The 21,282-nt window shown below is 70.3% G+C and carries 20 protein-coding genes, 1 tRNA gene and 1 riboswitch; of the genes, 13 read left to right on the forward strand and 8 right to left on the reverse strand.

What is annotated here, in order from left to right:
• Positions 1-131: 131 nt before the first annotated feature.
• From ACX80U_RS02965 to ACX80U_RS02975, 3 genes are read left to right on the forward strand one after another with little or no spacing between them, the layout of a single operon-like run.
• Positions 132-515 (forward strand): cold-shock protein, encoded by a 384-nt coding sequence (locus tag ACX80U_RS02965; RefSeq protein ID WP_133083163.1) that lies wholly within the window; start codon positions 132-134, stop codon positions 513-515.
• Between the two features lie 9 nt (positions 516-524).
• Entirely contained in the window at positions 525-1,130 is a 606-nt protein-coding gene (locus tag ACX80U_RS02970; protein ID WP_459267359.1) for a DUF3027 domain-containing protein, read from the forward strand.
• A 34-nt stretch (positions 1,131-1,164) separates the two neighbouring features.
• Positions 1,165-2,442: an MFS transporter gene (locus tag ACX80U_RS02975; RefSeq protein ID WP_459267625.1), complete on the forward strand. Its 1,278-nt coding sequence runs from the start codon at positions 1,165-1,167 to the stop codon at positions 2,440-2,442.
• Positions 2,443-2,446: 4 nt separating this feature from the next.
• Here the strand turns inward: ACX80U_RS02975 and serC are convergent, their stop codons facing one another.
• Positions 2,447-3,571: a phosphoserine transaminase gene (gene serC / locus ACX80U_RS02980; RefSeq protein ID WP_459267360.1), complete on the reverse strand. Its 1,125-nt coding sequence runs from the start codon at positions 3,569-3,571 to the stop codon at positions 2,447-2,449.
• A gap of 252 nt (positions 3,572-3,823) precedes the next feature.
• Here serC and ACX80U_RS02985 point away from each other — a divergent pair, with 252 nt between their 5' ends.
• From ACX80U_RS02985 to ACX80U_RS03015, 7 genes are all read left to right on the forward strand, one after another.
• Positions 3,824-4,522, forward strand: a complete 699-nt coding sequence (locus tag ACX80U_RS02985; protein WP_459267361.1) for a metal-dependent transcriptional regulator — start codon at positions 3,824-3,826, stop codon at positions 4,520-4,522.
• Between the two features lie 129 nt (positions 4,523-4,651).
• Positions 4,652-4,821, forward strand: a riboswitch (cyclic di-AMP (ydaO/yuaA leader).
• Positions 4,822-4,826: 5 nt separating this feature from the next.
• On the forward strand, positions 4,827-5,669 hold the full coding sequence (locus ACX80U_RS02990) for an NlpC/P60 family protein (RefSeq protein WP_459267362.1): 843 nt from the start codon (positions 4,827-4,829) through the stop codon (positions 5,667-5,669).
• A gap of 21 nt (positions 5,670-5,690) precedes the next feature.
• Entirely contained in the window at positions 5,691-6,575 is an 885-nt protein-coding gene (locus tag ACX80U_RS02995) for an NlpC/P60 family protein (protein WP_459267363.1), read from the forward strand.
• 221 nt (positions 6,576-6,796) lie between these two features.
• Entirely contained in the window at positions 6,797-7,294 is a 498-nt protein-coding gene (locus tag ACX80U_RS03000; protein ID WP_133083169.1) for an HNH endonuclease, read from the forward strand.
• Positions 7,291-7,902, forward strand: coding sequence for a molybdenum cofactor guanylyltransferase (gene mobA, locus ACX80U_RS03005; protein WP_459267364.1), 612 nt, complete (start codon positions 7,291-7,293; stop codon positions 7,900-7,902). The genes ACX80U_RS03000 and mobA overlap by 4 nt, the downstream gene beginning before the upstream one ends.
• Positions 7,903-7,919: 17 nt before the next feature.
• Positions 7,920-8,204, forward strand: coding sequence for a DUF6457 domain-containing protein (locus ACX80U_RS03010; RefSeq protein ID WP_133083170.1), 285 nt, complete (start codon positions 7,920-7,922; stop codon positions 8,202-8,204).
• Positions 8,201-9,463 carry a molybdopterin molybdotransferase MoeA gene (locus ACX80U_RS03015; RefSeq protein WP_133083171.1) on the forward strand — a complete coding sequence of 421 codons (1,263 nt, stop codon included), beginning with the start codon at positions 8,201-8,203 and terminating at the stop codon, positions 9,461-9,463. The genes ACX80U_RS03010 and ACX80U_RS03015 overlap by 4 nt, the downstream gene beginning before the upstream one ends.
• A gap of 40 nt (positions 9,464-9,503) precedes the next feature.
• On the opposite strand, the gene ACX80U_RS03020 is transcribed toward ACX80U_RS03015, so the two are convergent.
• Positions 9,504-11,828 (reverse strand): FdhF/YdeP family oxidoreductase, encoded by a 2,325-nt coding sequence (locus tag ACX80U_RS03020; protein ID WP_459267365.1) that lies wholly within the window; start codon positions 11,826-11,828, stop codon positions 9,504-9,506.
• 89 nt (positions 11,829-11,917) lie between these two features.
• Between ACX80U_RS03020 and fdhD the strand changes: the two genes are divergently transcribed.
• Positions 11,918-12,745: a formate dehydrogenase accessory sulfurtransferase FdhD gene (gene fdhD, locus ACX80U_RS03025; protein WP_133083173.1), complete on the forward strand. Its 828-nt coding sequence runs from the start codon at positions 11,918-11,920 to the stop codon at positions 12,743-12,745.
• A gap of 126 nt (positions 12,746-12,871) precedes the next feature.
• On the opposite strand, the gene ACX80U_RS03030 is transcribed toward fdhD, so the two are convergent.
• The 3 genes from ACX80U_RS03030 to ACX80U_RS03040 form a co-directional block, all read right to left on the reverse strand.
• Positions 12,872-13,663 (reverse strand): amino acid ABC transporter ATP-binding protein, encoded by a 792-nt coding sequence (locus tag ACX80U_RS03030; RefSeq protein ID WP_279628590.1) that lies wholly within the window; start codon positions 13,661-13,663, stop codon positions 12,872-12,874.
• Entirely contained in the window at positions 13,650-14,309 is a 660-nt protein-coding gene (locus tag ACX80U_RS03035; RefSeq protein WP_133083175.1) for an amino acid ABC transporter permease, read from the reverse strand. Before ACX80U_RS03035 ends, ACX80U_RS03030 begins: the two co-directional genes overlap by 14 nt.
• Before the next feature lie 64 nt (positions 14,310-14,373).
• Positions 14,374-15,195, reverse strand: a complete 822-nt coding sequence (locus ACX80U_RS03040; protein WP_133083176.1) for an amino acid ABC transporter substrate-binding protein — start codon at positions 15,193-15,195, stop codon at positions 14,374-14,376.
• Between the two features lie 218 nt (positions 15,196-15,413).
• On the opposite strand from ACX80U_RS03040, the gene ACX80U_RS03045 reads away from it, so the two are divergent.
• Positions 15,414-17,321 (forward strand): ABC transporter ATP-binding protein, encoded by a 1,908-nt coding sequence (locus tag ACX80U_RS03045; RefSeq protein ID WP_208740573.1) that lies wholly within the window; start codon positions 15,414-15,416, stop codon positions 17,319-17,321.
• Between the two features lie 3 nt (positions 17,322-17,324).
• Here ACX80U_RS03045 and ACX80U_RS03050 read toward each other — a convergent pair whose 3' ends face one another.
• The 3 genes from ACX80U_RS03050 to ACX80U_RS03060 form a co-directional block, all read right to left on the reverse strand.
• Positions 17,325-17,759 carry an NUDIX hydrolase gene (locus ACX80U_RS03050; protein ID WP_459267366.1) on the reverse strand — a complete coding sequence of 145 codons (435 nt, stop codon included), beginning with the start codon at positions 17,757-17,759 and terminating at the stop codon, positions 17,325-17,327.
• A 68-nt stretch (positions 17,760-17,827) separates the two neighbouring features.
• A tRNA-Arg gene (locus ACX80U_RS03055) sits at positions 17,828-17,901 on the reverse strand.
• Between the two features lie 31 nt (positions 17,902-17,932).
• Entirely contained in the window at positions 17,933-18,574 is a 642-nt protein-coding gene (locus tag ACX80U_RS03060; RefSeq protein ID WP_459267367.1) for a hypothetical protein, read from the reverse strand.
• Between the two features lie 97 nt (positions 18,575-18,671).
• Between ACX80U_RS03060 and pcrA the strand changes: the two genes are divergently transcribed.
• On the forward strand, positions 18,672-21,131 hold the full coding sequence (gene pcrA / locus ACX80U_RS03065) for a DNA helicase PcrA (RefSeq protein WP_459267368.1): 2,460 nt from the start codon (positions 18,672-18,674) through the stop codon (positions 21,129-21,131).
• Positions 21,132-21,282 lie beyond the last annotated feature (151 nt).

Raw genomic sequence — 21,282 nt, forward strand, 5'->3', positions numbered from 1 at the left:
AAAGCTATATCCTAGGAGACACAGACTTCCCCGGCGGTGGCAGTGCGCCTGGGCACCAGGCGGTGCTTCCCGCACCCGGGACCAGACCCCGGGCGCACCCCGCCCGGTACAGCTAAGAAGAGGTAGACGACGTGCCCATCGGCAAAGTGAAGTGGTTCGACGCGGACAAGGGATTCGGGTTCCTGTCCACCGACGACGGCAAGGAGGTGTTCCTGCACGCCTCGGCGCTTCCCGCCGGCGTGAGCGAGGTCAAGGTGGGCACCAAGCTCGAGTTCGGCGTCGCGGACGGCCGTCGCGGTCTCCAGGCCCTCTCCGCGCGCATCCTGGAGCAGGCACCGTCCGTCGCCAAGGCGACGCGCAAGAGCGCCGATGACATGGCGGTCATCACGGAAGACCTCATCAAGCTGCTCGACGGGGTGTCCAACGGACTCCGCAAGGGGCGCTACCCCGAGAAGGCGCACGCCTCGAAGGTCGCGGCCGTCCTGAGGGCGGTTGCGGACGACCTCGACGCGTAGGCTTCGATCATGACCTCGACCAACCTGGACACTGCCGACAGCGCAGCCCTGACCGGCAGCGGGACGCCGACCGACGATGCCCCCGCGCCGGTCGAGGTGCCCCGGAAGCCGCGGGCCTCGCGCCGGATCCCGAAATCGGATGCCGTGCTGGAAGCGGCCGTCGAGCGGGCCCGCAGCGGCGTGCTCGAGATCGCTTCCGAGGCCCAGGTGGGTCGCCACGTGTCCGCCACCATCGAGGGTGAGCGGCTCGTGACGCATCGCTTCGAGGCGTTCGTCCCCGGGTACGGCGGCTGGCAGTGGTACGCGAGCGTCGCCCGCATCGCCCGGAGCAAGGACGTCACGGTGTGCGAGGTCGGTCTGCTGCCCTCTGCGACCGCGCTGCTGGCGCCCGAGTGGTTGCCGTGGTCGGAGCGGGTGCGTCCCGAGGACTCGCAGCCGGACGAAGCCGATGCCGACAAGCCCGGCGACGTGCCCGCCGAGCCGGTGCCCGATGTCCCGCAGGATCCCTCCGACGACACGCAGGAACGGGAGCCCCAGGCCCCGGCGGAAGCATCCGACGCGTCGGACGAGGCCGTGGACCAGCCTGACGCCCTGGACCAGCCCGACGCCGAGTGACGCAGCAGTGGCGCCGGAACGGAAGGGGAGTGCTCTGAGCACCTTCCGATCGCTCGGGATCCACAACTACCGGCTCTGGTTCATCGGGGCCCTCATCTCCAACATCGGCACGTGGATGCAGCGGACCGCCCAGGACTGGCTGGTCTACGACATCCTCACCCCCCAGAACGCGTCCGCGCTGGGCATCGTGATGGCCCTCCAGCTCGGACCGCAGCTCGTGATCGCGCCCTGGGCCGGGCTCATCGCCGACACCGTGGACCGGCGCAAGCTGCTTGCCACGACACAGATCGGCATGGCGCTCCTCGGCGTGGGGCTCGGACTGATGGTCCTCCTCGACGTCGCGCTCCTGTGGCACGTCTACGCCTTCGCGCTCGCACTCGGGGTCGTCTCGGCCTTCGACGCCCCCGCCCGCCAGGCCTTCGTCTCCGAACTCGTGCGCGACGACTACCTCCCCAACGCCGTCGCGCTCAACAGCGCCTCGTTCAACGGCGCCCGGCTGGTCGGCCCGGCCATCGCCGGACTGCTGACCGCGGGTGTGGGGCCCGGCTGGGTCTTCCTGATCAACGCCCTGACCTTCGGTGCGATGGTCTACGTGCTGCTCGCGATGCGGAGCGCCGAACTGAACAGGCAGCCCCGCTCCGCCCCGGGCAAGGGACGGATCCGGGCGGGCTTCCGCTACGTACAGCAGCGCCCGGACCTGATGATGGTGATGCTCGCGATCTTCATCGTGGGGACGTTCGGGCTGAACTTCGCCGTGTTCATCGCCGCGATGGCGCGCACGGAGTTCGGGCAGGATGCCGGTGTCTTCGGCGTGCTGTCCTCGGTGATGGCGGTCGGATCGGTCGCGGGCGCGCTCCTGTCCGCGCGCAGGGAACGGCCGCGCCTGCGATTCATCTTCGGCGCGTCGGCCGCCTTCGGGATCGCGTGCGTCCTGGCGGCCCTCGCACCGAACCTCTGGCTGTTCGGGCTCGCACTCGTGCCGGTGGGTCTCTTCGCGCTGACGCTGATGACCAGCGCCAACGCCTACGTGCAGACGACGACGGACCCCGCCATGCGCGGCCGGGTCATGGCCCTCTACTTCGCCATCTTCCTCGGCGGGACGCCGCTGGGCGCCCCCGTGGTGGGATGGGTCTCCGACATGTTCGGTCCGCGGTGGAGCCTGGGCGTGGCCGCCGCCTCCGGCATCATCGCCGCGGCCGCCGGCATCTTCTGGGCGTGGAGGTACCACGACGTCCGGTTGCGGTACGACCGCTCGGCACCCCGGCGGCTCCGCCTCGACCACGAGGCCGGCGCCGCGGACGGCAGCACCTGACCTGCTAGAGGAGGTGCTCGACCACGTGGTCGATGCAGGCGATGAGAGCCGAGACGTCGTCGGGCTCGATCGCCACGAAGGTGGCGACGCGCAGCTGGTTGCGCCCGAGCTTGCGGTACGGCTCGACGTCGACGATCCCGTTGGCCCGCAGGATCGCGGCGATCCGCGCGGCATCCACCGCATCGTCGAAGTCCACCGTCACGATGACGTTCGAGCGGTCCTCGGGACGGGTCACGTAGGGGCTCGCCACGGGGGAGGCGTCCGCCCAGGAGTACAGGCGTCCCGCTGAGTCCGCCGTGCGGGCGGCGGCGAAGGGCAGCCCGCCCTGGGCGTTGAGCCACTCCACCTGCGCGTCGAGCGTGACCAGGGTGGACAGCGACGGGGTGTTGTACGTCTGGTTCAGGCGCGAGTTGTCGATCGCCGTCTGGAGGTTGAGGAAGTCGGGGATCCAGCGGTCGCCGGCATCGATCCGGGCCGCCCGCTCCAGCGCTGCGGGGGAGAAGAGGCCCAGCCACAATCCGCCGTCGGAGGCGAAGTTCTTCTGCGGGGCGAAGTAGTAGACATCGGCCTCGGAGACGTCCACGTCGAGGCCGCCGGCCGCGGAGGTCGCGTCCACGAGGACCAGGGCGCCGTCGTCCGCGCCCTCGACCCGTCGAACGGGAGCCGCGACACCCGTCGACGTCTCGTTCTGCGGCCAGGCGTAGGTGTCCACGCCGGCTGCGGCCGCCGGATCGGGGCGCGTACCCGGCGGGGCCGTGATGATGTCCGATGCCTCGAGGAACGGCGCCCTGGTGGTGGCCGAGGCGAACTTGGAGCCGAACTCGCCGAAGGAGAGGTGCTGCGCCCTGTGCTCCACGAGTCCGAAGGTGGCGACATCCCAGAAGGCCGTCGAGCCGCCCACCCCGAGGACCACCTCGTATCCCTCGGGTGCGCCGAAGAAGGTGCTCAGACCGTCCCGCACGCGCCCGACGAGATCGCGCACGGGAGCCTGGCGGTGGGACGTGCCCAGCAGGACCCGTCCCGCGGACACGAGGGCGTCGATCTGTCCGCTCCGGACCTTGGACGGACCGGCGCCGAACCGGCCGTCCGACGGCAGGAGGTGCTCGGGGATGCGGGGCAGTTCGGTCATGGGTGCTCCAGCTGTTTCGGCGGCGGGTATCGCCCTCATTCTGCCCGAGGAGCCGGTGGCGCTCCATTTGTTAACGCCGCAGGCGGAGGATGCGGCGGGGACGCCGTCGCCGTCCCCGTCGATTGCCGGGGGAATCGCACCATGGGTTAACCTTGGGAGGCGTGGGGCGGAACAGGTCGTGGCGGCCGTGGACCCCCACCGGCGTGAGGCATCCCAGCCGCGCACCCGCACCGCACCAAGGAGCTGACCCGCATGACGGACCTCATCGACACCACCGAGATGTACCTGCGGACCATCCTTGAACTCGAGGAAGAGAACATCGTCGCCCTGCGGGCGCGCATCGCCGAACGGCTGCGCCACTCGGGACCCACGGTCTCCCAGACCATCGGCCGCATGGAGCGTGACGGACTGGTGGTCGTCTCGGGTGACCGGCACCTCGAGCTCACCGAGCTGGGACGGCACCGGGCCACCGGGGTCATGAGGAAGCACCGCCTCGCGGAACGCCTCCTGAGCGACGTCATCGGGCTCGACTGGGCCTACGTGCACGACGAGGCCTGCCGCTGGGAGCACGTGATGAGCGAACGCGTCGAGCGCAGGCTCTACGAACTCCTGGGCAAGCCCTCCGAATCGCCCTACGGGAATCCCATTCCCGGCCTCGAGGCCATCGGCGGCGTCCAGTCCGAACTCTTCACCGACGGCGTGGTCACCCTGCTCTCCGCCATGGGCACCTACTCGACCGAGAAGCCGGTCACGCTGGTGCGCCTGGCCGAGCCGATCCAGGTCGACCCGGAACTCCTGACCCAGCTCGACGAGGGCGGCCTGCGGCCGGGTGCACGCCTCAGCCTGGAGTCGGTGGGCGGGTACGTCTCCGTCCGCGTCCCCGGGGTGGAAGGTGCGCTCGAGCTGCCTCCGGAGGTCGCCTCGCACGTGTTCGTCTCCGTCGCATCCTGAGTCCGGCACGGCTCCGTCATCAATAACACACCATTCCGTGACCGTAACGTGACATACCGCGATATCTGAGGTAGCCTCCATCTTGTGCCAAATTCGCTCTAGATCCGGCACCCTCCTGCAAATCGCCTAGCTCTGCCATTGCCGGAGGTCCGTCCGCACCATCGCATGGCAGAGGCGGGGGAACCAATTTTCGGGTTTCTGTTCCAGAAATCCTTGGGGTTAAGTCGCTGTTTCCGCAGCGGCCGGGTGACTCCCATCCGAATCCGACAGCTCACCTCGCAGGCGTTGGGAGAGGCAATCCAACGTGTCCAAAAGCTCTTCGCCGGGCCGCCACCGCGCGCCCCGGGACGTCAGTCCGCTGACGGCCCTGTCCACAGCAGCAGCATCCAATGCCGGATCGGTCGGCCGCCAGGCAGCCGTCATCGTCGCGGCGTCGGGCCTGGTCCTGACCGCGGGACTGCCCGCCCAGGGTGCAACCGCCCCCGAGCGTGAAGTCCAGTCCTCCGCAGCGTTGACCGTGAGCCGCGTCGTGTCGGCCGAGGTCACCGTGCCGGCCACCGCGACGGTCTCCTTCGACCGCGTGGCCGTCGAGGTCACTCCTGCTCCCGAGGTCGTCGAGCCGCCGGCTCCCGTCGTCGAGGCCGAGCCCGCCGTCGTCGTCGAGGCTCCCGCCGTGGTCGTGGCGCCCGCTGCTCCCGTCGAGGTCGCTGCTGTCGAGGCCGCTCCCGCCGCGGCCGCTCCTGTCGAGGCCGCTCCCGTCGCACCCGCCGCCGTGGCGCCCGCACCGGTCGCCGTCGCCGAGCCAGTCGTCGCACCGGCACCCGCGCCTGTCCAGTCCTCCGGTGTCGCTGCCGGACTGGTCGCCTCTGCCTACGGCCAGATCGGCGTCGCCCAGGACTGCACCGCGATGGTCGAGACCGCCCTGCGCTCCGTCGGCAAGTCCGTCGGCGATCTCGCACCCGGCCAGTTCTTCCAGTTCGGCGACGTCGTCGGATCCCCCGCTGCGGGTGACCTGGTCATCACGGCGGGCCACGTCGCGATCTACGTCGGTAACGGCCAGGTCATCAGCGGTGGCCTCAACGGCATGAACACCGGCCTCCACAACCTCTCAGACCTTCCCGGCGCCGGCTTCGTCCGCGTCCGCTAGAACCCCTTCGGAGAAACCACCATGTCTTCACGCGCCATCATCGCCCGCCACCGCAGCGAAACCCAGGACACCGCCGGCCTCTCGGCCCTCGCCAAGGCCGTCACCACCGGCGGCATGGGCCGCCAGGCCGCCGTCATCGCCGCGGCCTCCGGCCTCGTCCTGACGAGCGGGGTCGCAGCCAACGCCGCGGACCTGCAGCCGCAGCGTGACGCCGCAGCGTCCAGCGTCACGGTCACCTCGGCCCGCGCGGCCGTCGTCGCCTCGTCCGAGATCGCCGTCGCCTTCAACATGACCCCGGTCAAGGTCACCGCCAAGCCGGTCGTCGTCGAGGCACCCGTCGCCGAGCCCGCCCCGGTCGTCGAGGCACCCGTCGCCGAGGCTCCGGCACCCGTCGTCGTCGAGGCACCCGTCGCCGACGCTCCGGCACCCGTCGTCGTCGAGGCGCCGGTCGCACCGGCTCCCGTCGCCGCGGCCGTCGCGGCCCCCGTCGCACAGGCCGCCCCGGTCGCCGTGGCTGCTCCCGCCCCGGCTCCTGCTCCCGCCCCGGCTCCTGCTCCCGCCCCGGCCGCCTCCTCCGGAGTCGCGGCGACCATCGCCGCCGCGGCCCAGGGCCAGCTCGGCGTCATGCAGGACTGCACGCGCCTGGTCAGCAACTCGCTCGCCGCCGCGGGCATCAACTTCCACGGCTGGCCGGCAGGCTACCTCTCCCTCGGCCGCACGGTGGGCGCAGGCGAGGCCATCCCGGGTGACCTCATCTACTACGCCGACGGCGGCATGGGCATGGCCCACATCGCTGTCTACATCGGTGGCGGCCAGGCCGTCCACGGCGGCTTCAACGGCAACACCACGGTGATCGCACCGGCAGAGCTCGGCTCGGGCGGCGTCTACATCCGCGTCGGCGGCTGATCACCCCAGCGACTCACGATCGAGGAACCGGCACGGACGTGCCGGTTCCTCCGTCGTTGGGCGGCGGTAGCCCGACGCCGTGCGGCGCGTCAACCCGTCCCCGCACCGGTTCGCCGCACGCCGGTCTCCGGCTTACCCTTGCAGTGTCAATCCGAAGCTCTTCTCCCGTACCCCGGGATGGCAACCGGTTGCGGGGAACAGGTCAGCAATGAGGCCACCGTATGCGCACTCTTGTTCTGAATGCAGGGTATGAACCACTGGCGGTCGTCACGTTCCGCCGGGCACTCGTGCTTGTCCTCACCGGCAAGGCCAGCGTCATCGCGGAGGACGACGAGCCGGTCGTCGGACCCACCGAGATCCTCGGACGGCCGTCCGTGATCCTGCTCAACAGATACGTCAGGGTCCCCTACCGGCACGACGTCACGGCCACGAGACGCGGGGTCCTGCGGCGGGACAACCACCTGTGCGCCTACTGCGGCAAGACGGCCTCGACCATCGACCACGTCCTGCCGAGATCGAGGGGTGGGGGCGACACGTGGGAGAACCTCGTGGCCTGCTGCCTGAAGTGCAACAACGCCAAGGGGGACAAGACGCTCGCCAGCCTCGGCTGGAAGCTGCGCGTCGTCCCGCTGCCCCCGCGGGGGCCCCAGTGGCAGATCCGCGAGCTCGAGAAGCCTGCCCCGCAGTGGAGCGAGTTCCTCACGGAGACCGCCGCGTGATCCCCGACGCCCCCCGATTCGATGCGATCGTCCTGGCGGGCGGCCGCTCCACGAGGCTCGGCGGTGTGCCGAAGGCGGGACTCGTCCTCGACGGAGCGACGCTGCTGCAGCGCACGTGTGCTGCCCTCGCCGATGCGGAGCGGCTGACGATCGTGGGACCGGAACCGGACGGCGGCGCCCGGCCCTCCGGGGAGGGGCCGCCGTCGTTCGTGCGGGAACACCCGCCCTTCGCCGGACCGGCCGCCGCCGTCGTCGCCGGATTCCGGGCCGGGACCGGTGGGAGGGCGCCGTGGTGTGCCGTGGTGGCCTGCGACATGCCGCGCGTGGCCGTGCTCGTACGCGTGCTTCTCGCCGAGGCGGCGCTCGGCGGGACGACCTCGCTGGTCGCGGTCGACGGCGGCCGCGACCAGCCGCTGGCCGCCCTCTACCGGAGCGACGCGCTCGGAGGCGCCATCGACGAGGTCCTCGCCCGGGGTTCGGCCGACAACCTGTCGATGCGCAGCCTCCTTGCTAGTGTGAGGAGCAGACCGGTCCCGGTTCCCCCGGGCACAACGCACGACGTCGACACCTGGAGTGATGCACGAGCGCTGGGAGTCGACGTCCCCTAGTACTGCCCGGAGGGCCCATGGACGACCGCCAGAAGCTGCTGCACGACTGGACCGAGAAACTGCTCGCCGCCTACGAGATCGACGGGACGCGCGTCGACGTCGACGCCGTCCTCGGCCTCGCCGGGAAGGCCGCCCACGGCGTCGTCCGCCCGGCGGCACCCCTCACGACCTTCGTCGTCGGGTACGCCGCGGGCCTCGCGGTCGGCAGCGGGCAGGCCGACGAGGACCTGGCCATGCGCTCGGCCATGGCGGTGGCCGATGCGCTCTGCGCCGAGGCCGCGGCGGACGGAGACCCCGCATGAGCGAGGCCGCCGCAGCGCACAACGTCGACTGGATGGCCGCGCGCGCACTCGCCCACGGCGCGGGGCGCCCGCTGCCGTTCCAGACCGTCAACCTCGCCGACGCCCTCGGGCAGACGCTCGCCGAACCCGTCCACGCACTGCAGGCCATCCCGCACTACGCGTCGTCCGCCATGGACGGCTGGGCCGTGAACGGGGAGCCGCCCTGGACGCTCGTGAGGCACACGGAGCCCGAGGAGCACCCCCGAGGAAGACCGTCGCCGCACTCCGACTCCGGTGCGGTGTCCCTCGCCCCCGGCGAGGCGACCTTCATCCTCACCGGCGGCGTGGTGCCGCAGAACGCCGTCGGCATCCTGCGCACCGAGCACGGGTCGGTGCGCGGGGACGTGCTGGACCGCAACGACTCCGCCCGGCCCGACGAGCCATCCCCGCACGAGCACGTCCGCCCGGCAGGGGAGGAGGCCGAGGCAGGCTCCGAGGCCATCCCGGCCGGCGTCGTCCTGAACCCGGCGCAGATCGCCCTCGCCGCGGTGTGCGGCCACGACACCCTCGCCGTCCTGCGGGCACCGAGGGTGTCCCTGCTGATGACAGGGGACGAGGTGATCGACCACGGGCTCCCGCACCCCGGCCAGGTGCGTGACACCTTCGGCCCCCAGCTGCCCGGATTCGTCGCGATGCTGGGCGGCCACGTCGACGTCGCGGGGCGCGCGAAGGACGACCTCGACGACGTCGTGGCGGCCATCAGCGCCGAACCGACCGATGAGCTGTCCCTCGCGCGGGCCTCCGGCGACGTCCTCATCACGACCGGTGGAACGGGCAGCTCGTCCGCCGACCACATCCGCAGGGCGCTCACCGAACTCGGCGCCGAACTGATCATCGACGGCATCGCGATGCGGCCGGGACACCCGACGCTGCTGGCACGACTGCGCGACGGACGTTTCCTGGTGGGACTGCCCGGCAATCCGCTCGCCGCGATGATGGCGATGCTCACGGTGGCCGGCCCGCTGCTCGCGGGACTGCGCGGCTCACCGCTCGAGGAGCCGGGGACCGTGACGAGCGCGGACGCCTTCGAGCCGCTGCCGGGGCGGAGCCGGCTGGTGCCCTACCGGAGCGAATCGAAGCGCGCGGTGCCGAGCACGCACCAGCGGTCCGGGATGCTGCGCGGACTCGCAGCGGCCGACGGCGTGATGGTGGTCCCTGCCGAGGGCTGCGCCGCAGGTGACGCCGTGCCGTCCCTGGCGCTGCCGTGGCTGGCCGGCTGAGGACGTCCGGGCGGGGAGCGCCGCCACAGGAGTGGCCTCGTCAGGCGGCCTTCTCGAGCCGCACGACGACCGACTTCGACGTCGGCGTCCCGCTGACGTCCGCCGTCGAATCCAGGGGCACCAGGACGTTCGTCTCGGGGTAGTAGGCGGCCGCGCAGCCCTTCGGCGTCGAGTAGGCGACCGCCCGGAAGTCCTCGGCGCGGCGCTCGACGCCGTCCGCCCACTCCGAGACCAGGTGCACCATGTCGCCGTCGTCGATACCCGCCTCCGCCAGGTCCTGCGGATTGACGAACACCACACGGCGGCCGCCGGAGATCCCGCGGTAGCGGTCGTCCTTGCCGTAGATCGTGGTGTTGTACTGGTCGTGCGAACGGAGGGTCTGCAGGATCAGCCGGCCCTCGGGCACGTGCGGGTACTCGAGGGGATTGGCGGTGAAGTTCGCCTTGCCGGTCGCGGTGGTGAAGGTACGGCTGTCCCTGGGCCCGTTGGGCAGGACGAAGCCGCCGGGCCTGTCCAGGCGGGTCTCGAAGTCGCCGAAGCCGGGCACGACGGCGCTGATGTGCTCGCGGATCACGCGATAGTCCGCCTGCGCGGCGGTCCAGTCGAGCTGGGGTGCGTTGACGCCGTAGGGGCTGCCGTTGCGCGCGAACAGGCGGTCGGCGAGCTGGCAGACGATCTCGATCTCGGAACGCATCTGGTCGCTCGCGGGCTGCAGGCGTCCCGTGGAGGCGTGCACCGCGCTCATCGAGTCCTCGACCGTGACGCGCTGGTTCCCGCCGGCCTGGGTGTCGCGGTCGGTGCGCCCGAGCGCGGGGAGGATCAGGGCCCGGGCGCCCGTGACGAGGTGGGAGCGGTTCAGCTTGGTGGAGACCTGCACCGTCAGCCGGGTGGTGCACAGCGCCTGCTCGGTGACGTCGGTGTCCGGGGTGGCGCGGACGAAGTTGCCGCCCATGCCCATGAAGACGCGCGCCTTCCCGTCGCGCATCGCGCGGATGGCCGCGACGGTGTCCACGCCGTGCTTCCGCGGCGATGCGAAGCGGAAGCGCTGGTCGAGGGCGTCGTGGAACGCCTCGGGCATGCGTTCGAAGATGCCCATGGTGCGGTCGCCCTGCACGTTCGAGTGCCCCCGGACGGGACAGACCCCGGCATTGGGCTTCCCCACGTTGCCCTGGAGCAGGAGCACGTTGACGACGTCGCGCAGCGTGGCGACCGAGTGCTTGTGCTGTGTCAGCCCCATCGCCCAGCAGACGATCGTGCCGGGGGAGGCGATCATGCGGTCGCCCACCCTCGTGATCTCCGCCTTCGAGAGCCCGCTCGCCGTCGTGATCTCGTCCCAGCCGGTTCCGCGCAGGCCCGCGAGGTAGTCCTCGAGGCCCAGGGTGTGCTCGGCGATGAAGGCGGAATCGAACACGGTGCCGGTGGCCTCCTCGCGTTCGAGCAGGTGCTTGCCGAGGCCCTGGAACAGGGCCTGGTCGCCGCCGATGCGGATCTGCAGGAAATCGTCGGCCAGGGCGGTGCCGCCGCCGAAGCGGGCGCCGAGCAGGCCGCGGGCGTTCTGCGGGTTCTCGAACCGCATCAGGCCGGCCTCGGGCAGCGGATTGACGGCCACGATGGCCCCGCCGTTCTTCTTGGCCTTCTCCAGGGACGTGAGCATGCGGGGATGGTTGGTGCCGGGATTCTGGCCCGCGACGATGATCAGCGGCGCCGTGTCGAGGTCGAGCAGGGATACCGTCCCCTTGCCCACGCCGAGGGTCTCGTTGAGCGCCGAGCCCGAGGACTCGTGGCACATGTTGGAGCAGTCTGGCAGGTTGTTCGTGCCGATCCCGCGCACCATCAGCTGGTACAGGAAGGCCGCCTCGTTGGAGGTGCGCCCGGAGGTGTAGAAGATCGCCTCGTCCGGGCTGTCCAGGGCCGCCAGTTCGTCGACGACGACCTGGTACGCCTCGTCCCAGGACACGGGCCGGTAGTGCGTCCCGCCCTCGTCGAGCAGCATCGGGTGGGTCAGCCGGCCCTGCTGGCCGAGCCAGTAGTCGTCACGGTCCAGGAGGTCCCGGACGGCGTGTTCGGCGAAGAACGACGGCGGCACGGTCCGCCTCGTGGCCTCCTCGGCGACCGCCTTCGCCCCGTTCTCGCAGAACTCGGCGGTGTGGCGCTTGTCCCCTTCGGGCCATGCGCAGCCCATGCAGTCGAAACCCTTCACCTGGTTGACGGCGAGCAGTGTCTGCGCGCTCCGGACGGGTCCCATCTGGTCGATCGAGATCTTGAGCGAGTTGATGACGGCCGGGAGTCCCACGGCCGTCGTCTTCCGGGCGCCCACCGTCAGCCGGGTCTCGTCGATATTGTCCTTCGGTGCCTTCGTTGCCACGCTGTCCACATCCTCGTGTCGGAGTCGACGGGCCAGGGGATGTCCGGAGTCAACTAACCTCATCCTAGGGCCGAGGTAAGGAGTGCCGGATGAACCGGGTTACACAGCGACGTCGCATCACCAAATTTCGCATCGGGGCGCAGACGGGACGCCGTGAGGACGTCCTGGCGGGCGAGGAACCCCTGGAGATCCGGCTCGGGGGGAGCGCCTTCACCGTCACCATGCGGACACCGGGCGACGACTTCGACCTCGTGGCCGGGTTCCTCGTGTCGGAGGGTGTCGTCTGGGAACCGGGCCAGCTGCCCAGCCTCCGGTACTGCGCGGGCGTCGACGAGGACGGCCGGCAGACCTTCAACGTGGTCGAGGCGCAGCTGCGGCCCGGCGTCGAGCTCCCGGACACCGCGATGGAGCGCCACGTGTACACGTCGAGCTCGTGCGGCATCTGCGGCACGGCCTCGATCGACGCCGTCCGCAAGTCCTCACGGTTCGACCTCCGGGAGGACGCGGCGCGGATCGACCTCGGGGTCCTGGCCTCCCTGCCCGACCGGCTGCGGGAGAGCCAGAAGCTCTTCGACCGCACCGGAGGCGTCCACGCCGCCGGCCTGTTCACCGCGGAGGGGGAGCTCCTGTGCCTCCGGGAGGACGTGGGGCGGCACAATGCCGTGGACAAGGTGGTGGGCTGGGCACTGCGCGAGGGGATGCTGCCCCTGCGGGGGACCGTCCTCCAGGTCTCGGGGCGGGCGTCCTTCGAACTGGTGCAGAAGGCGCAGCTCGCCGGGATCCCCGTACTTGCCGCCGTCAGCGCGCCGTCGTCGCTGGCCGCCGACCTGGCGGACGACGCCGGGCTCACGCTGGTGGGCTTCAGCCGCGGGACCTCACTGAACTGCTACTCGCACCCGGACCGCATCGCGGCCTGAGCCCGCCCCCTGAGGCGGACCGGGTGCGGCGTCGTGCACGCGGTTCGGCGCAGGAGGGCGTGTCGACGCGCGACACGCCGATGTTCCGGCGACGCCGCCCCGAAAGCCGTGCACGACGCCCCAGGGTCAGAAGGGGTTGAGCAGGCGCTGGACGAAGCGGCGGGTCCGCTCCTCGCGGGGATTGCGCAGCACCTGGTCCGGATGGCCGTGCTCGACGACGACGCCGCCGTCCATGAAGACCACCTCGTCGGCGACCTCCCGGGCGAACGCGAGCTCGTGCGTCACGATCACCATGGTCCACTTCTCCTCGGCCAGCTCCTTGATCACCGTGAGGACCTCGCCCACCAGCTCCGGATCCAGCGCCGAGGTCGGCTCGTCGAACAGGAGGAGGTCGGGCTGGAGTGCCAGGGCACGGACGATACCGACCCGCTGCTGCTGCCCGCCCGAGAGGTTGAACGGGTAGTCGTCCCGCTTCGCGGCCAGGCCCACGCGTTCGAGCAGCCGTTCGGCATCCGCAACGGCATCCTTCCGGGGCCGCTTCTGAACCTGGACAGGACCCTCGATGATGTTCTCGAGCACCGTCCTGTGCGGGAACAGGTTGTAGTTCTGGAAGACCATGGCGCTGCGGTCGCGGAGGGCCAGCGCCTCCTTCTTCGTCACCCTCGCGCCGAAGTCCACCGACGGGCCGCCGCGGAAGGCGACCGTCCCGCCGTCGGGCGTCTCCAGGCCGTTGAGGCAGCGCAGCACCGTGGTCTTGCCGGACCCGGACGGGCCCACGAGCGCGACGACCTGGCCGCTGTCGATGTGGAGGTCGATCGAGGAGAGCACCCGGTTGGTCCCGAAGGACTTCTGCAGGGCCGTGACCTCCAGCAGGGGGCCCTCCGAAGTGTGCGGTCGCAGGGGATCAGTGGGCGACATAGCGGTCCAACCTCTTCTCGAGCGCGGACTGGCCGCTGGACAGGACCAGGCAGATCACCCAGTAGATCGCGGCGGCCTCGACGTAGACCAGCATGAATTCCTGCGAGAAGGCAGCGATCTGCTGGGCCTCCCGGAACAGCTCCGTGACGAGGATGACCGACGCGAGGGACGTGTCCTTGACGAGGCTGATGAAGGTGTTCGACAGCGGTGGCACGGATACGCGTGCCGCCTGCGGCAGGATGACCCGGCGCAGGGCGACCGCGCGGGACATGCCGATGGTGTGGCACGCCTCCCACTGGCCCTTCGGGACGGACAGGATCGCGGCCCGCAGGATCTCCGCCGCGTACCCACCGACGTTGAGGGAGAACGCGATGATCGCGCTCGGCCACGGGTCGATGGTGAGCCCGATCGAGGGCAGCCCGTAGAAGATCACGAACAGCTGCACCAGCAGGGGAGTGCCCCGGATGACGGAGACGTAGAAGCGGGCGATCCCCGCGAGGACGGGCTGTCCGCTGATGCGCAGCAGTGCGACGACGAGCGCCAGTGCGAGGCCGATGGCGAAGGACGCGAGCGAGAGCGGGATGGTTCCCACCACGCTGCCGGAGACCATGGGCCAGAACGAGGTGCGCGCCAGCTCCCAGTCCATCAGTCAGCTCCTCCGGGCCGGGCGCCGGGCGTGCACGGGCGCGGTCCGCCCCCTGCTGCCGGCATCACTCGCTGACGTCGGAGCCGAAGTACTTCTCCGAGATCTCCGCGAGGGTGCCGTCCGCGCGCAGTTCCCCGAGCGCCGTGTTGATGGCGTCCACGAGGTCGGTGCTGCCCTTGCGCACCGCGACGGCGCTCTCCGAGGTCTCGTCGGTGGTGACCGCGATCTTGATGCCTGCGTTGTTGCTGGTCTTCTGGTAGTCGAGGTAGGTCAGCTCGTCGTTGATGGTCGCGTCGACGCGGCCCTGCTCGAGGAGCGTGACGGACTGTGCCCAGCCCTCGACGGGCTCGACGTCGGCACCGGCCTCCTGCGCCAGCTCGTACCAGTTGCTGGTCAGCGACTGCGCGGTGGTCTTGCCGGAGAGGTCCTCGAAGGAGGTGATGTCGGTGTTGTCCGCCGTCGTGACGATCACGCCCGAACTCACGGTGTACGGGTCGGAGAAGTCGTAGGTCTCCTTGCGCTCGTCCGTGATCGAGACCTGGTTCGCGATGACGTCGAAGCGCCCCGCCTCGAGGCCCGCGAAGATCGCGTCCCACTGCGTCTCCTCGAACTCGGCCTCCACGCCCAGCTTCTCGGCGACCGCGGTGATGACCTCGACGTCGTACCCGGTCAGGTCGCCACTGCCGCCCTCGTGGTAGCTGAAGGGCTTGTACGTGCCCTCGGTCCCGACGGTGAGCACGCCCGCGTCCTGGATCTCCTGGAGCGACGTCGGGGCCGCGGACTCGGATGCTCCACCGTTCCCTGCGGGCGTCGAGGATGAACCGCAGCCGGCGAGCGCCAGGGTGAGGGCTGCGGCGGCACCGAGGAGGGACAGGCGGTGGGTCATGGGACTTCCTTTGGTCTCGAGTGGACGGGCTCGGCGGGCGGGGAAATAGAAGGAGCCATGGTTGGCTTGAACCCTACGTACCTCCGCCCCGACCGGGACCGGAGTAGAACACTACTGAGGTGAACACCGGAGCATCCACTTATTGTTCCGAAGTATTGCGGCGGGGGTCCAGAAACCCGGGACCCGAGCCGGGACTGGCATCCGTGGAAGGAATCGCTATGAGCATGGAAGGCGCGGCCTGGAGCTCGCTGTACAAGATCTCGACGGCGAAGAACGGTGCGCACGGCTTCTCCCGGGAGTCGGTGCGCCGCATCCTCACGTTCGCCGTGCCGTACCGGTCGAAGCTGCTGCTGTTCATCCTGCTGTCCGTGGCCGGGGCGTTCCTCGCGGTCGCGACGCCGGTCCTGGCCGGGCAGGTCGTCGACGTGATCGTCGCCCGCGGCGAGGTGCGCACCGTCGTGTGGCTCGCCGTCGTCATCGCGCTCGTGGCCGTCGCGGATGCGGCGGTGTCCCTCGTGACGCGGTGGTACTCGGCGCGCATCGGTGAGGGCGTCATCCTCGACCTGCGGACCGCCGTGTTCAACCACGTGCAGAAGATGCCCATCGCCTTCTTCACGCGCACCCGCACCGGCGCGCTGGTGAGCCGCCTGAACAACGACGTGATCGGCGCCCAGCAGGCCTTCAGCGGCACGCTCTCCGGAGTGGTCACCAACCTCGTGGCGCTGGTCCTCACCCTCGCGGTCATGCTCAGCACCTCGTGGCTGGTCACGGTGCTCGCCGTCGTCATGCTGCCCGTCTTCCTGGTCCCGGCGCGCCGCATGGGGAGCCGCCTCGCGGCCCTCCGCCGCGAGGCGGCCGACCACAACTCGGCCATGAGCACCCAGATGACCGAGCGGTTCTCGGCACCCGGTGCCACCCTGGTGAAGCTCTTCGGGCGGCCCGACGAGGAGGCCGAGGAATTCCGTGTCCGCGCGGCGCGCGTGCGGGACATCGGGGTGCGGACCGCGATGCTGCAGTTCGTGTTCTTCACGGCGCTGATGCTCGTCTCGGCGCTGGCACTGGCACTGGTGTACGGGCTCGGCGGTTTCCTCGCGCTCGCGGGACAGCTGGACACCGGCGAGGTGGTGACGCTCGCACTCCTGCTCACGCGCCTCTACGCACCCCTGACGAGCCTGGCTAACGCGAGGGTCGAGATCATGAGCGCGATCGTCAGCTTCGAGCGCGTGTTCGAGGTGCTCGACCTCGAGCCGCTCATCCAGGAGAAGCCCGACGCCGGGAGCGTGCCGGCGGGCCCGGTGGCCGTGGAGTTCGACGACGTCCGCTTTGCCTACCCGTCCGCGGACAAGGTCTCGCTCGCCTCGCTCGAGGAGGTCTCGACGCTGGACACCCGGGGCGGCGAGGAGGTGCTGCACGGGGTGTCCTTCCGGATCGAGCCCGGGCAGACGGTCGCACTGGTGGGCACCTCGGGTGCCGGGAAGTCGACCATCGCACAGCTCCTCGCGCGCCTGTACGACGTCGACAGCGGTGCGGTGCGGCTGTCCGGTGCGGACGTCCGCGACGTGACCTTCGCGTCGATGCGGCAGACACTGGGCATGGTGACGCAGGACGGCCACCTGTTCCACGAGACGATCCTCTCCAACCTGCGGCTCGCGCGGCCGGAGGCAACGGAGGACGAGGTGTGGGACGCCGTCCGGCGGGCGCGGCTCGAGCCGCTCGTGCGGTCGCTGCCGGACCAGCTGGACACGATGGTCGGTGAACGCGGCTACCGGCTGTCGGGTGGCGAACGCCAGCGCATGACGATCGCGCGCCTGCTGCTCGCGCATCCGCGGGTGGTCATCCTGGACGAGGCGACGGCGGCGCTCGACTCGACGTCGGAGGCGGCCGTGCAGGCCGCGCTGAGCGAGGCGCTCGAGGGCCGGACGGCGATGGTCATCGCGCACCGCCTGTCCACCATCCGCAGCGCCGACCTGATCCTCGTCGTCGAGGACGGGTCGATCGTGGAGCGGGGGACGCACGACGAACTGCTGGCGGTGGGGGGCCGCTACGAGGAGCTGCACCGCACGCAGTTCGCGGTGCAGAAGAACGTCGCGGTGGACGAGGAGCCCGAGGCGCTCACCGGCGTCTGACGTTCAGCCGCGCAGCGACAGCAGGGCGGGGATCACGTAGCCGGTCAGCAGCGGAGCGAGATCCGCGCGGTGCTGCGGCCCGTCGAGGGGGAGCCAGTCGATCTCCTCGATCTCGGCCGCAGGACGGGGCTCGGCGGTCAGCGGGCACAGGAAGACGGTGGCGACCAGGCGGGTGTCCGCCTCGTTCGCCGCCGGCCCCTCCCAGGTGCCCAGCAGGGTCAGGTCCTGCGGTGCGACGGTGAGGCCCAGCTCCTCGGACACCTCCCGGGCGCCGGCCTGCGCCGGCGACTCGCCCGGCTCCGGCTTGCCGCCGGGCTGCATGAACAGCGTCGTCCCGCGCTTGCGTACCAGCAGCAGGCGGCCGCGGTCGTCGATCAGGCACAGGGCGGTGACGGTGATCGTCGCCCGGTCGGTCATTCGGCTCGTCCGTTCCGGCATGGCGTCCAACCTACCGCCGGACGACGAAGGAGGATGGGCGCGGCTGCCCATCCTCCTTCGATGCCGTGTGCCCCTGGCCGGAATCGAACCGACGACCTTCCCTTTAGGAGAGGGACGCTCTATCCTACTGAGCTACAGAGGCTCGGATCCGTGGTGCTCCCGATCCGGCGGTCCTAGCTTACCCGTTCTTCGTCCCGGGGTCCGCGCTCCTGCGCAGGTCCGCGCAGGCGCCGCGGCAGGAACACGGCCACCGCTCCTGCGAGGAGGCTGACGGCGAGCAGCACCCAGCGCAGGACCGTCAGCGCCGAGGCGAGTGCCACCGTGCCGGGATCGGCGCCCGCGAGCGCCGTGTCGATCGCGATGTTCTCCCACAGGTCGGCGACGACGAAGAGGATCACCGGCGACCACAGCAGCCGGCGCAGCCAGCGGCGTCCGGCGTTGAGCTGGACCAGCAGGAGCCAGGCGAACGCGAAGATCAGCGGGAACAGCGTGCCGGCGGTCCGGTGCAGGTAGCTCAACTGGCCGCGGGCGTCGTCGTCCATCGTCTCGCGCAGGCGCTGGACGTACCCGGCGTCGTATCCGCCGATCATCAGGTCCGGCATGGTCAGTCCTCCGGACAGCTGCGTCATCTGCCCCAGTGTCAGCAGGTGGAAGTACCAGAAGAGGAACAGGGCGGCGACGGCGGCCGCGATCAGGACGAGGTTGCCGTTGCCCGTCCGGCTCCCCGCCGAGGGCGGCGTGGAGGGTGCGGAGGGTGTCGCCGCCGGTACGCCGGCTGAATGCTTGCGTGCTATCTGCGCCCTCGTCTTCGCCACCCCTCCAGTATGGGCGACGCGGCGGCGGTCCCGGCATCGCCCCGACGGCGGCGCGCGGCGGGTGAGTGTCGGGGGTACCGCCTAGAATTGGAGCACCATGGACATGCTCTTCGATCCCTACGTCTCCCCGCCCACGCCCGCCGAGAAGAAGCGCGCGCGCGAGGCGGCGATGGCGGCGGAGCACTCCGATCCCGCCGCCGGACACGTGCCGTCGCGCGTCGGCGTGGACGAGCACAGGGCGCAGGAACTGCTGGTGGGACTGAACCCCCAGCAGGAGGAAGCCGTGAAGCACGGTGGGTCGCCCCTGCTGATCGTCGCCGGCGCGGGATCCGGCAAGACCCGTGTGCTCAGTCACCGCATCGCGTACCTGCTGGCCACCGGTCGTTCCCACCCCGGGCAGATCCTGGCCATCACGTTCACCAACAAGGCCGCCGCCGAGATGCGCGAGCGCATCGAGGGCCTCATCGGCGACGTCGCCAAGCGCATGTGGATCTCCACCTTCCACTCGTCCTGCGTGCGGATCCTCCGCCGCGAGGCGGCCTCCGTCGGGCTCAACTCGAACTTCTCCATCTACGACTCCGCCGACACGCTGCGCCTCATCACGCTCGTCGCCAAGGGCCTGGACCTCGATCCGAAGAAGTTCGCTCCCAAGGCGATCCAGCACAAGATCTCCGCGCTCAAGAACGAACTGATCGACGAGGAGACCTTCGCCTCGGAGGCAGGCCTCTCCGATCCCTTCGAGCAGGCCGTCGCCGAGGTGTACACGGGGTACGCGCAGCGCATGCGCCAGGCCAACGCCATGGACTTCGACGACCTGATCGCGCAGACCGTGTTCATGTTCCGGGCCTTCCCCGGCGTGGCCGACTACTACCGGCGCCGGTTCCGCCACGTCCTCGTCGACGAGTACCAGGACACCAACCACGCGCAGTACGCCCTCGTCCGGGAGATCGTCGGCGTCCCGGGTGAGTCCTCCGAGGACCCGGCGGAGCTGACCGTCGTCGGCGACTCCGACCAGTCCATCTACGCGTTCCGCGGCGCCGATGTCCGCAACATCGTCGAGTTCGAGAACGACTACCCGAGCGCGCGGACCATCCTGCTCGAACAGAACTACCGCTCCACCCAGAACATCCTCAGTGCCGCGAACGCCGTGATCTCCCGCAACCCGAACCGGCCGGAGAAGCGGCTGTGGACCGCCGAGGGCAGCGGCGAGAAGATCGTCGGCTATGTGGGTGAGAACGAGCACGAGGAGGCCCGTTTCATCGCCGAGGAGATCGACCGGCTCCAGGACGAGGAGAACCTCCGCCCGGGTGATGTCGCCGTCTTCTACCGCACCAACGCCCAGTCACGGTCCATCGAGGAGATCCTGCTGCGCGTGGGCCTGCCCTACAAGGTGGTCGGCGGCACCAGGTTCTACGAGCGCAAGGAGATCAAGGACGCGCTCGCGTACCTGCGCGTCCTGGTGAACTCCGACGACGTCGTCAACCTGCGCCGTGTCCTCAACGAACCCAAGCGCGGCATCGGCGACCGTGCCGAGTACGCGATCGCGGCGCTCAGCGAGCGTGAGCGGATCAGCTTCATGCAGGCCCTCCGGCGGGCGGACCAGGCACCCGGGATGGCCACGCGCTCGGTCAACGCCGTGGCCGGATTCGTGAAGCTGATCGACGATCTCGCGGAGGTCGCCAGCGGGTCCGGCGCGTCCGCCGCCCTCGAGGCCGTGCTGGAGCAGACCGGCTACCTCGAGCAGCTGCGGACCAGCAACGATCCCCAGGACGAATCCCGCGTGGAGAACCTGGCCGAGCTCGTCGCCGTCGTCCGCGAATTCGAGCGCGACAACCCGGAGGGCACGCTCGGGGACTTCCTCGAGCAGGTGTCCCTCGTCGCGGACGCCGACTCCATCCCCGACGCCCCCGACGGCTCGGCGGCGGACGTGCAGCGCGCCGTCGAGGAGGCACGCCGCCAGGGCGTCGTGACCCTCATGACCCTGCACACCGCCAAGGGCCTCGAGTTCCCCGTGGTGTTCCTGACCGGCATGGAGCAGGGGATCTTCCCGCACCAGCGTTCGGCCACCGATCCGAAGGAGCTCGCCGAGGAACGGCGCCTGGCCTACGTGGGCCTGACCCGTGCCCGCCGGCGCCTCTACGTCACCCGGTCCGAGGTCCGCAGCATGTGGGGCCAGAGCCAGTACAACCCCGCCAGCCAGTTCGTCAGCGAGATCCCCGAGGAGCTGATCTCCTGGAAGCGCGAGGGTGCGGCGAAGCCGGCGTGGACGTCCGGCGGGAGCATCAGCGGGCCGCGGTTCAGCGGGTCCTACTGGGGTGCGAGCGGTGGCGGCTTCACCGGGAGCGCCGCGGCTCCCTCGAAGAGCGTGGGACGCGTGCAGCCGCAGAAGGAAGTGGTGTCCGTCGCGGTCGGGGACCACGTCAACCACGCGAGCTTCGGCAACGGCACCGTCCTGTCCGTCGAGGGCGCCGGCGACAAGACCGTGGCCAAGGTGCGGTTCGACGTCGGCGAGAAGCGGCTGCTGCTGCGCTACGCACCCCTGACGAAGGTGGCCTGACGCCGTTCGCGGCATCATACCGGGAGGAAAAACGTCAACGATCCCGGGCCGGATTTCTACACCGGATAGAACTGTGGCCTTACTCACTAAATCGATAGTCTGGGAAAGGCCTCCGGCCCGAGGGGCTAAAGTCCCTTGTGTAAACCTACTT

This window comes from Arthrobacter sp. TmT3-37, assembly GCF_054510835.1.

Coding starts and splice junctions, on each gene's coding strand:
- ACX80U_RS03010 (WP_133083170.1), top strand. CDS start 7,920: ATGGACGACCGCCAGAAGCTGCTGCACGACTGGACCGAGAAACTGCTC.
- ACX80U_RS03030 (WP_279628590.1), bottom strand. CDS start 13,663: ATGTCGCCCACTGATCCCCTGCGACCGCACACTTCGGAGGGCCCCCTG.
- ACX80U_RS02970 (WP_459267359.1), top strand. CDS start 525: ATGACCTCGACCAACCTGGACACTGCCGACAGCGCAGCCCTGACCGGC.
- ACX80U_RS03035 (WP_133083175.1), bottom strand. CDS start 14,309: ATGGACTGGGAGCTGGCGCGCACCTCGTTCTGGCCCATGGTCTCCGGC.
- ACX80U_RS03050 (WP_459267366.1), bottom strand. CDS start 17,759: ATGCCGGAACGGACGAGCCGAATGACCGACCGGGCGACGATCACCGTC.
- ACX80U_RS03040 (WP_133083176.1), bottom strand. CDS start 15,195: ATGACCCACCGCCTGTCCCTCCTCGGTGCCGCCGCAGCCCTCACCCTG.
- ACX80U_RS03015 (WP_133083171.1), top strand. CDS start 8,201: ATGAGCGAGGCCGCCGCAGCGCACAACGTCGACTGGATGGCCGCGCGC.
- ACX80U_RS03000 (WP_133083169.1), top strand. CDS start 6,797: ATGCGCACTCTTGTTCTGAATGCAGGGTATGAACCACTGGCGGTCGTC.
- fdhD (WP_133083173.1), top strand. CDS start 11,918: ATGAACCGGGTTACACAGCGACGTCGCATCACCAAATTTCGCATCGGG.
- ACX80U_RS02985 (WP_459267361.1), top strand. CDS start 3,824: ATGACGGACCTCATCGACACCACCGAGATGTACCTGCGGACCATCCTT.
- pcrA (WP_459267368.1), top strand. CDS start 18,672: ATGGACATGCTCTTCGATCCCTACGTCTCCCCGCCCACGCCCGCCGAG.
- ACX80U_RS02995 (WP_459267363.1), top strand. CDS start 5,691: ATGTCTTCACGCGCCATCATCGCCCGCCACCGCAGCGAAACCCAGGAC.
- ACX80U_RS03045 (WP_208740573.1), top strand. CDS start 15,414: ATGAGCATGGAAGGCGCGGCCTGGAGCTCGCTGTACAAGATCTCGACG.
- serC (WP_459267360.1), bottom strand. CDS start 3,571: ATGACCGAACTGCCCCGCATCCCCGAGCACCTCCTGCCGTCGGACGGC.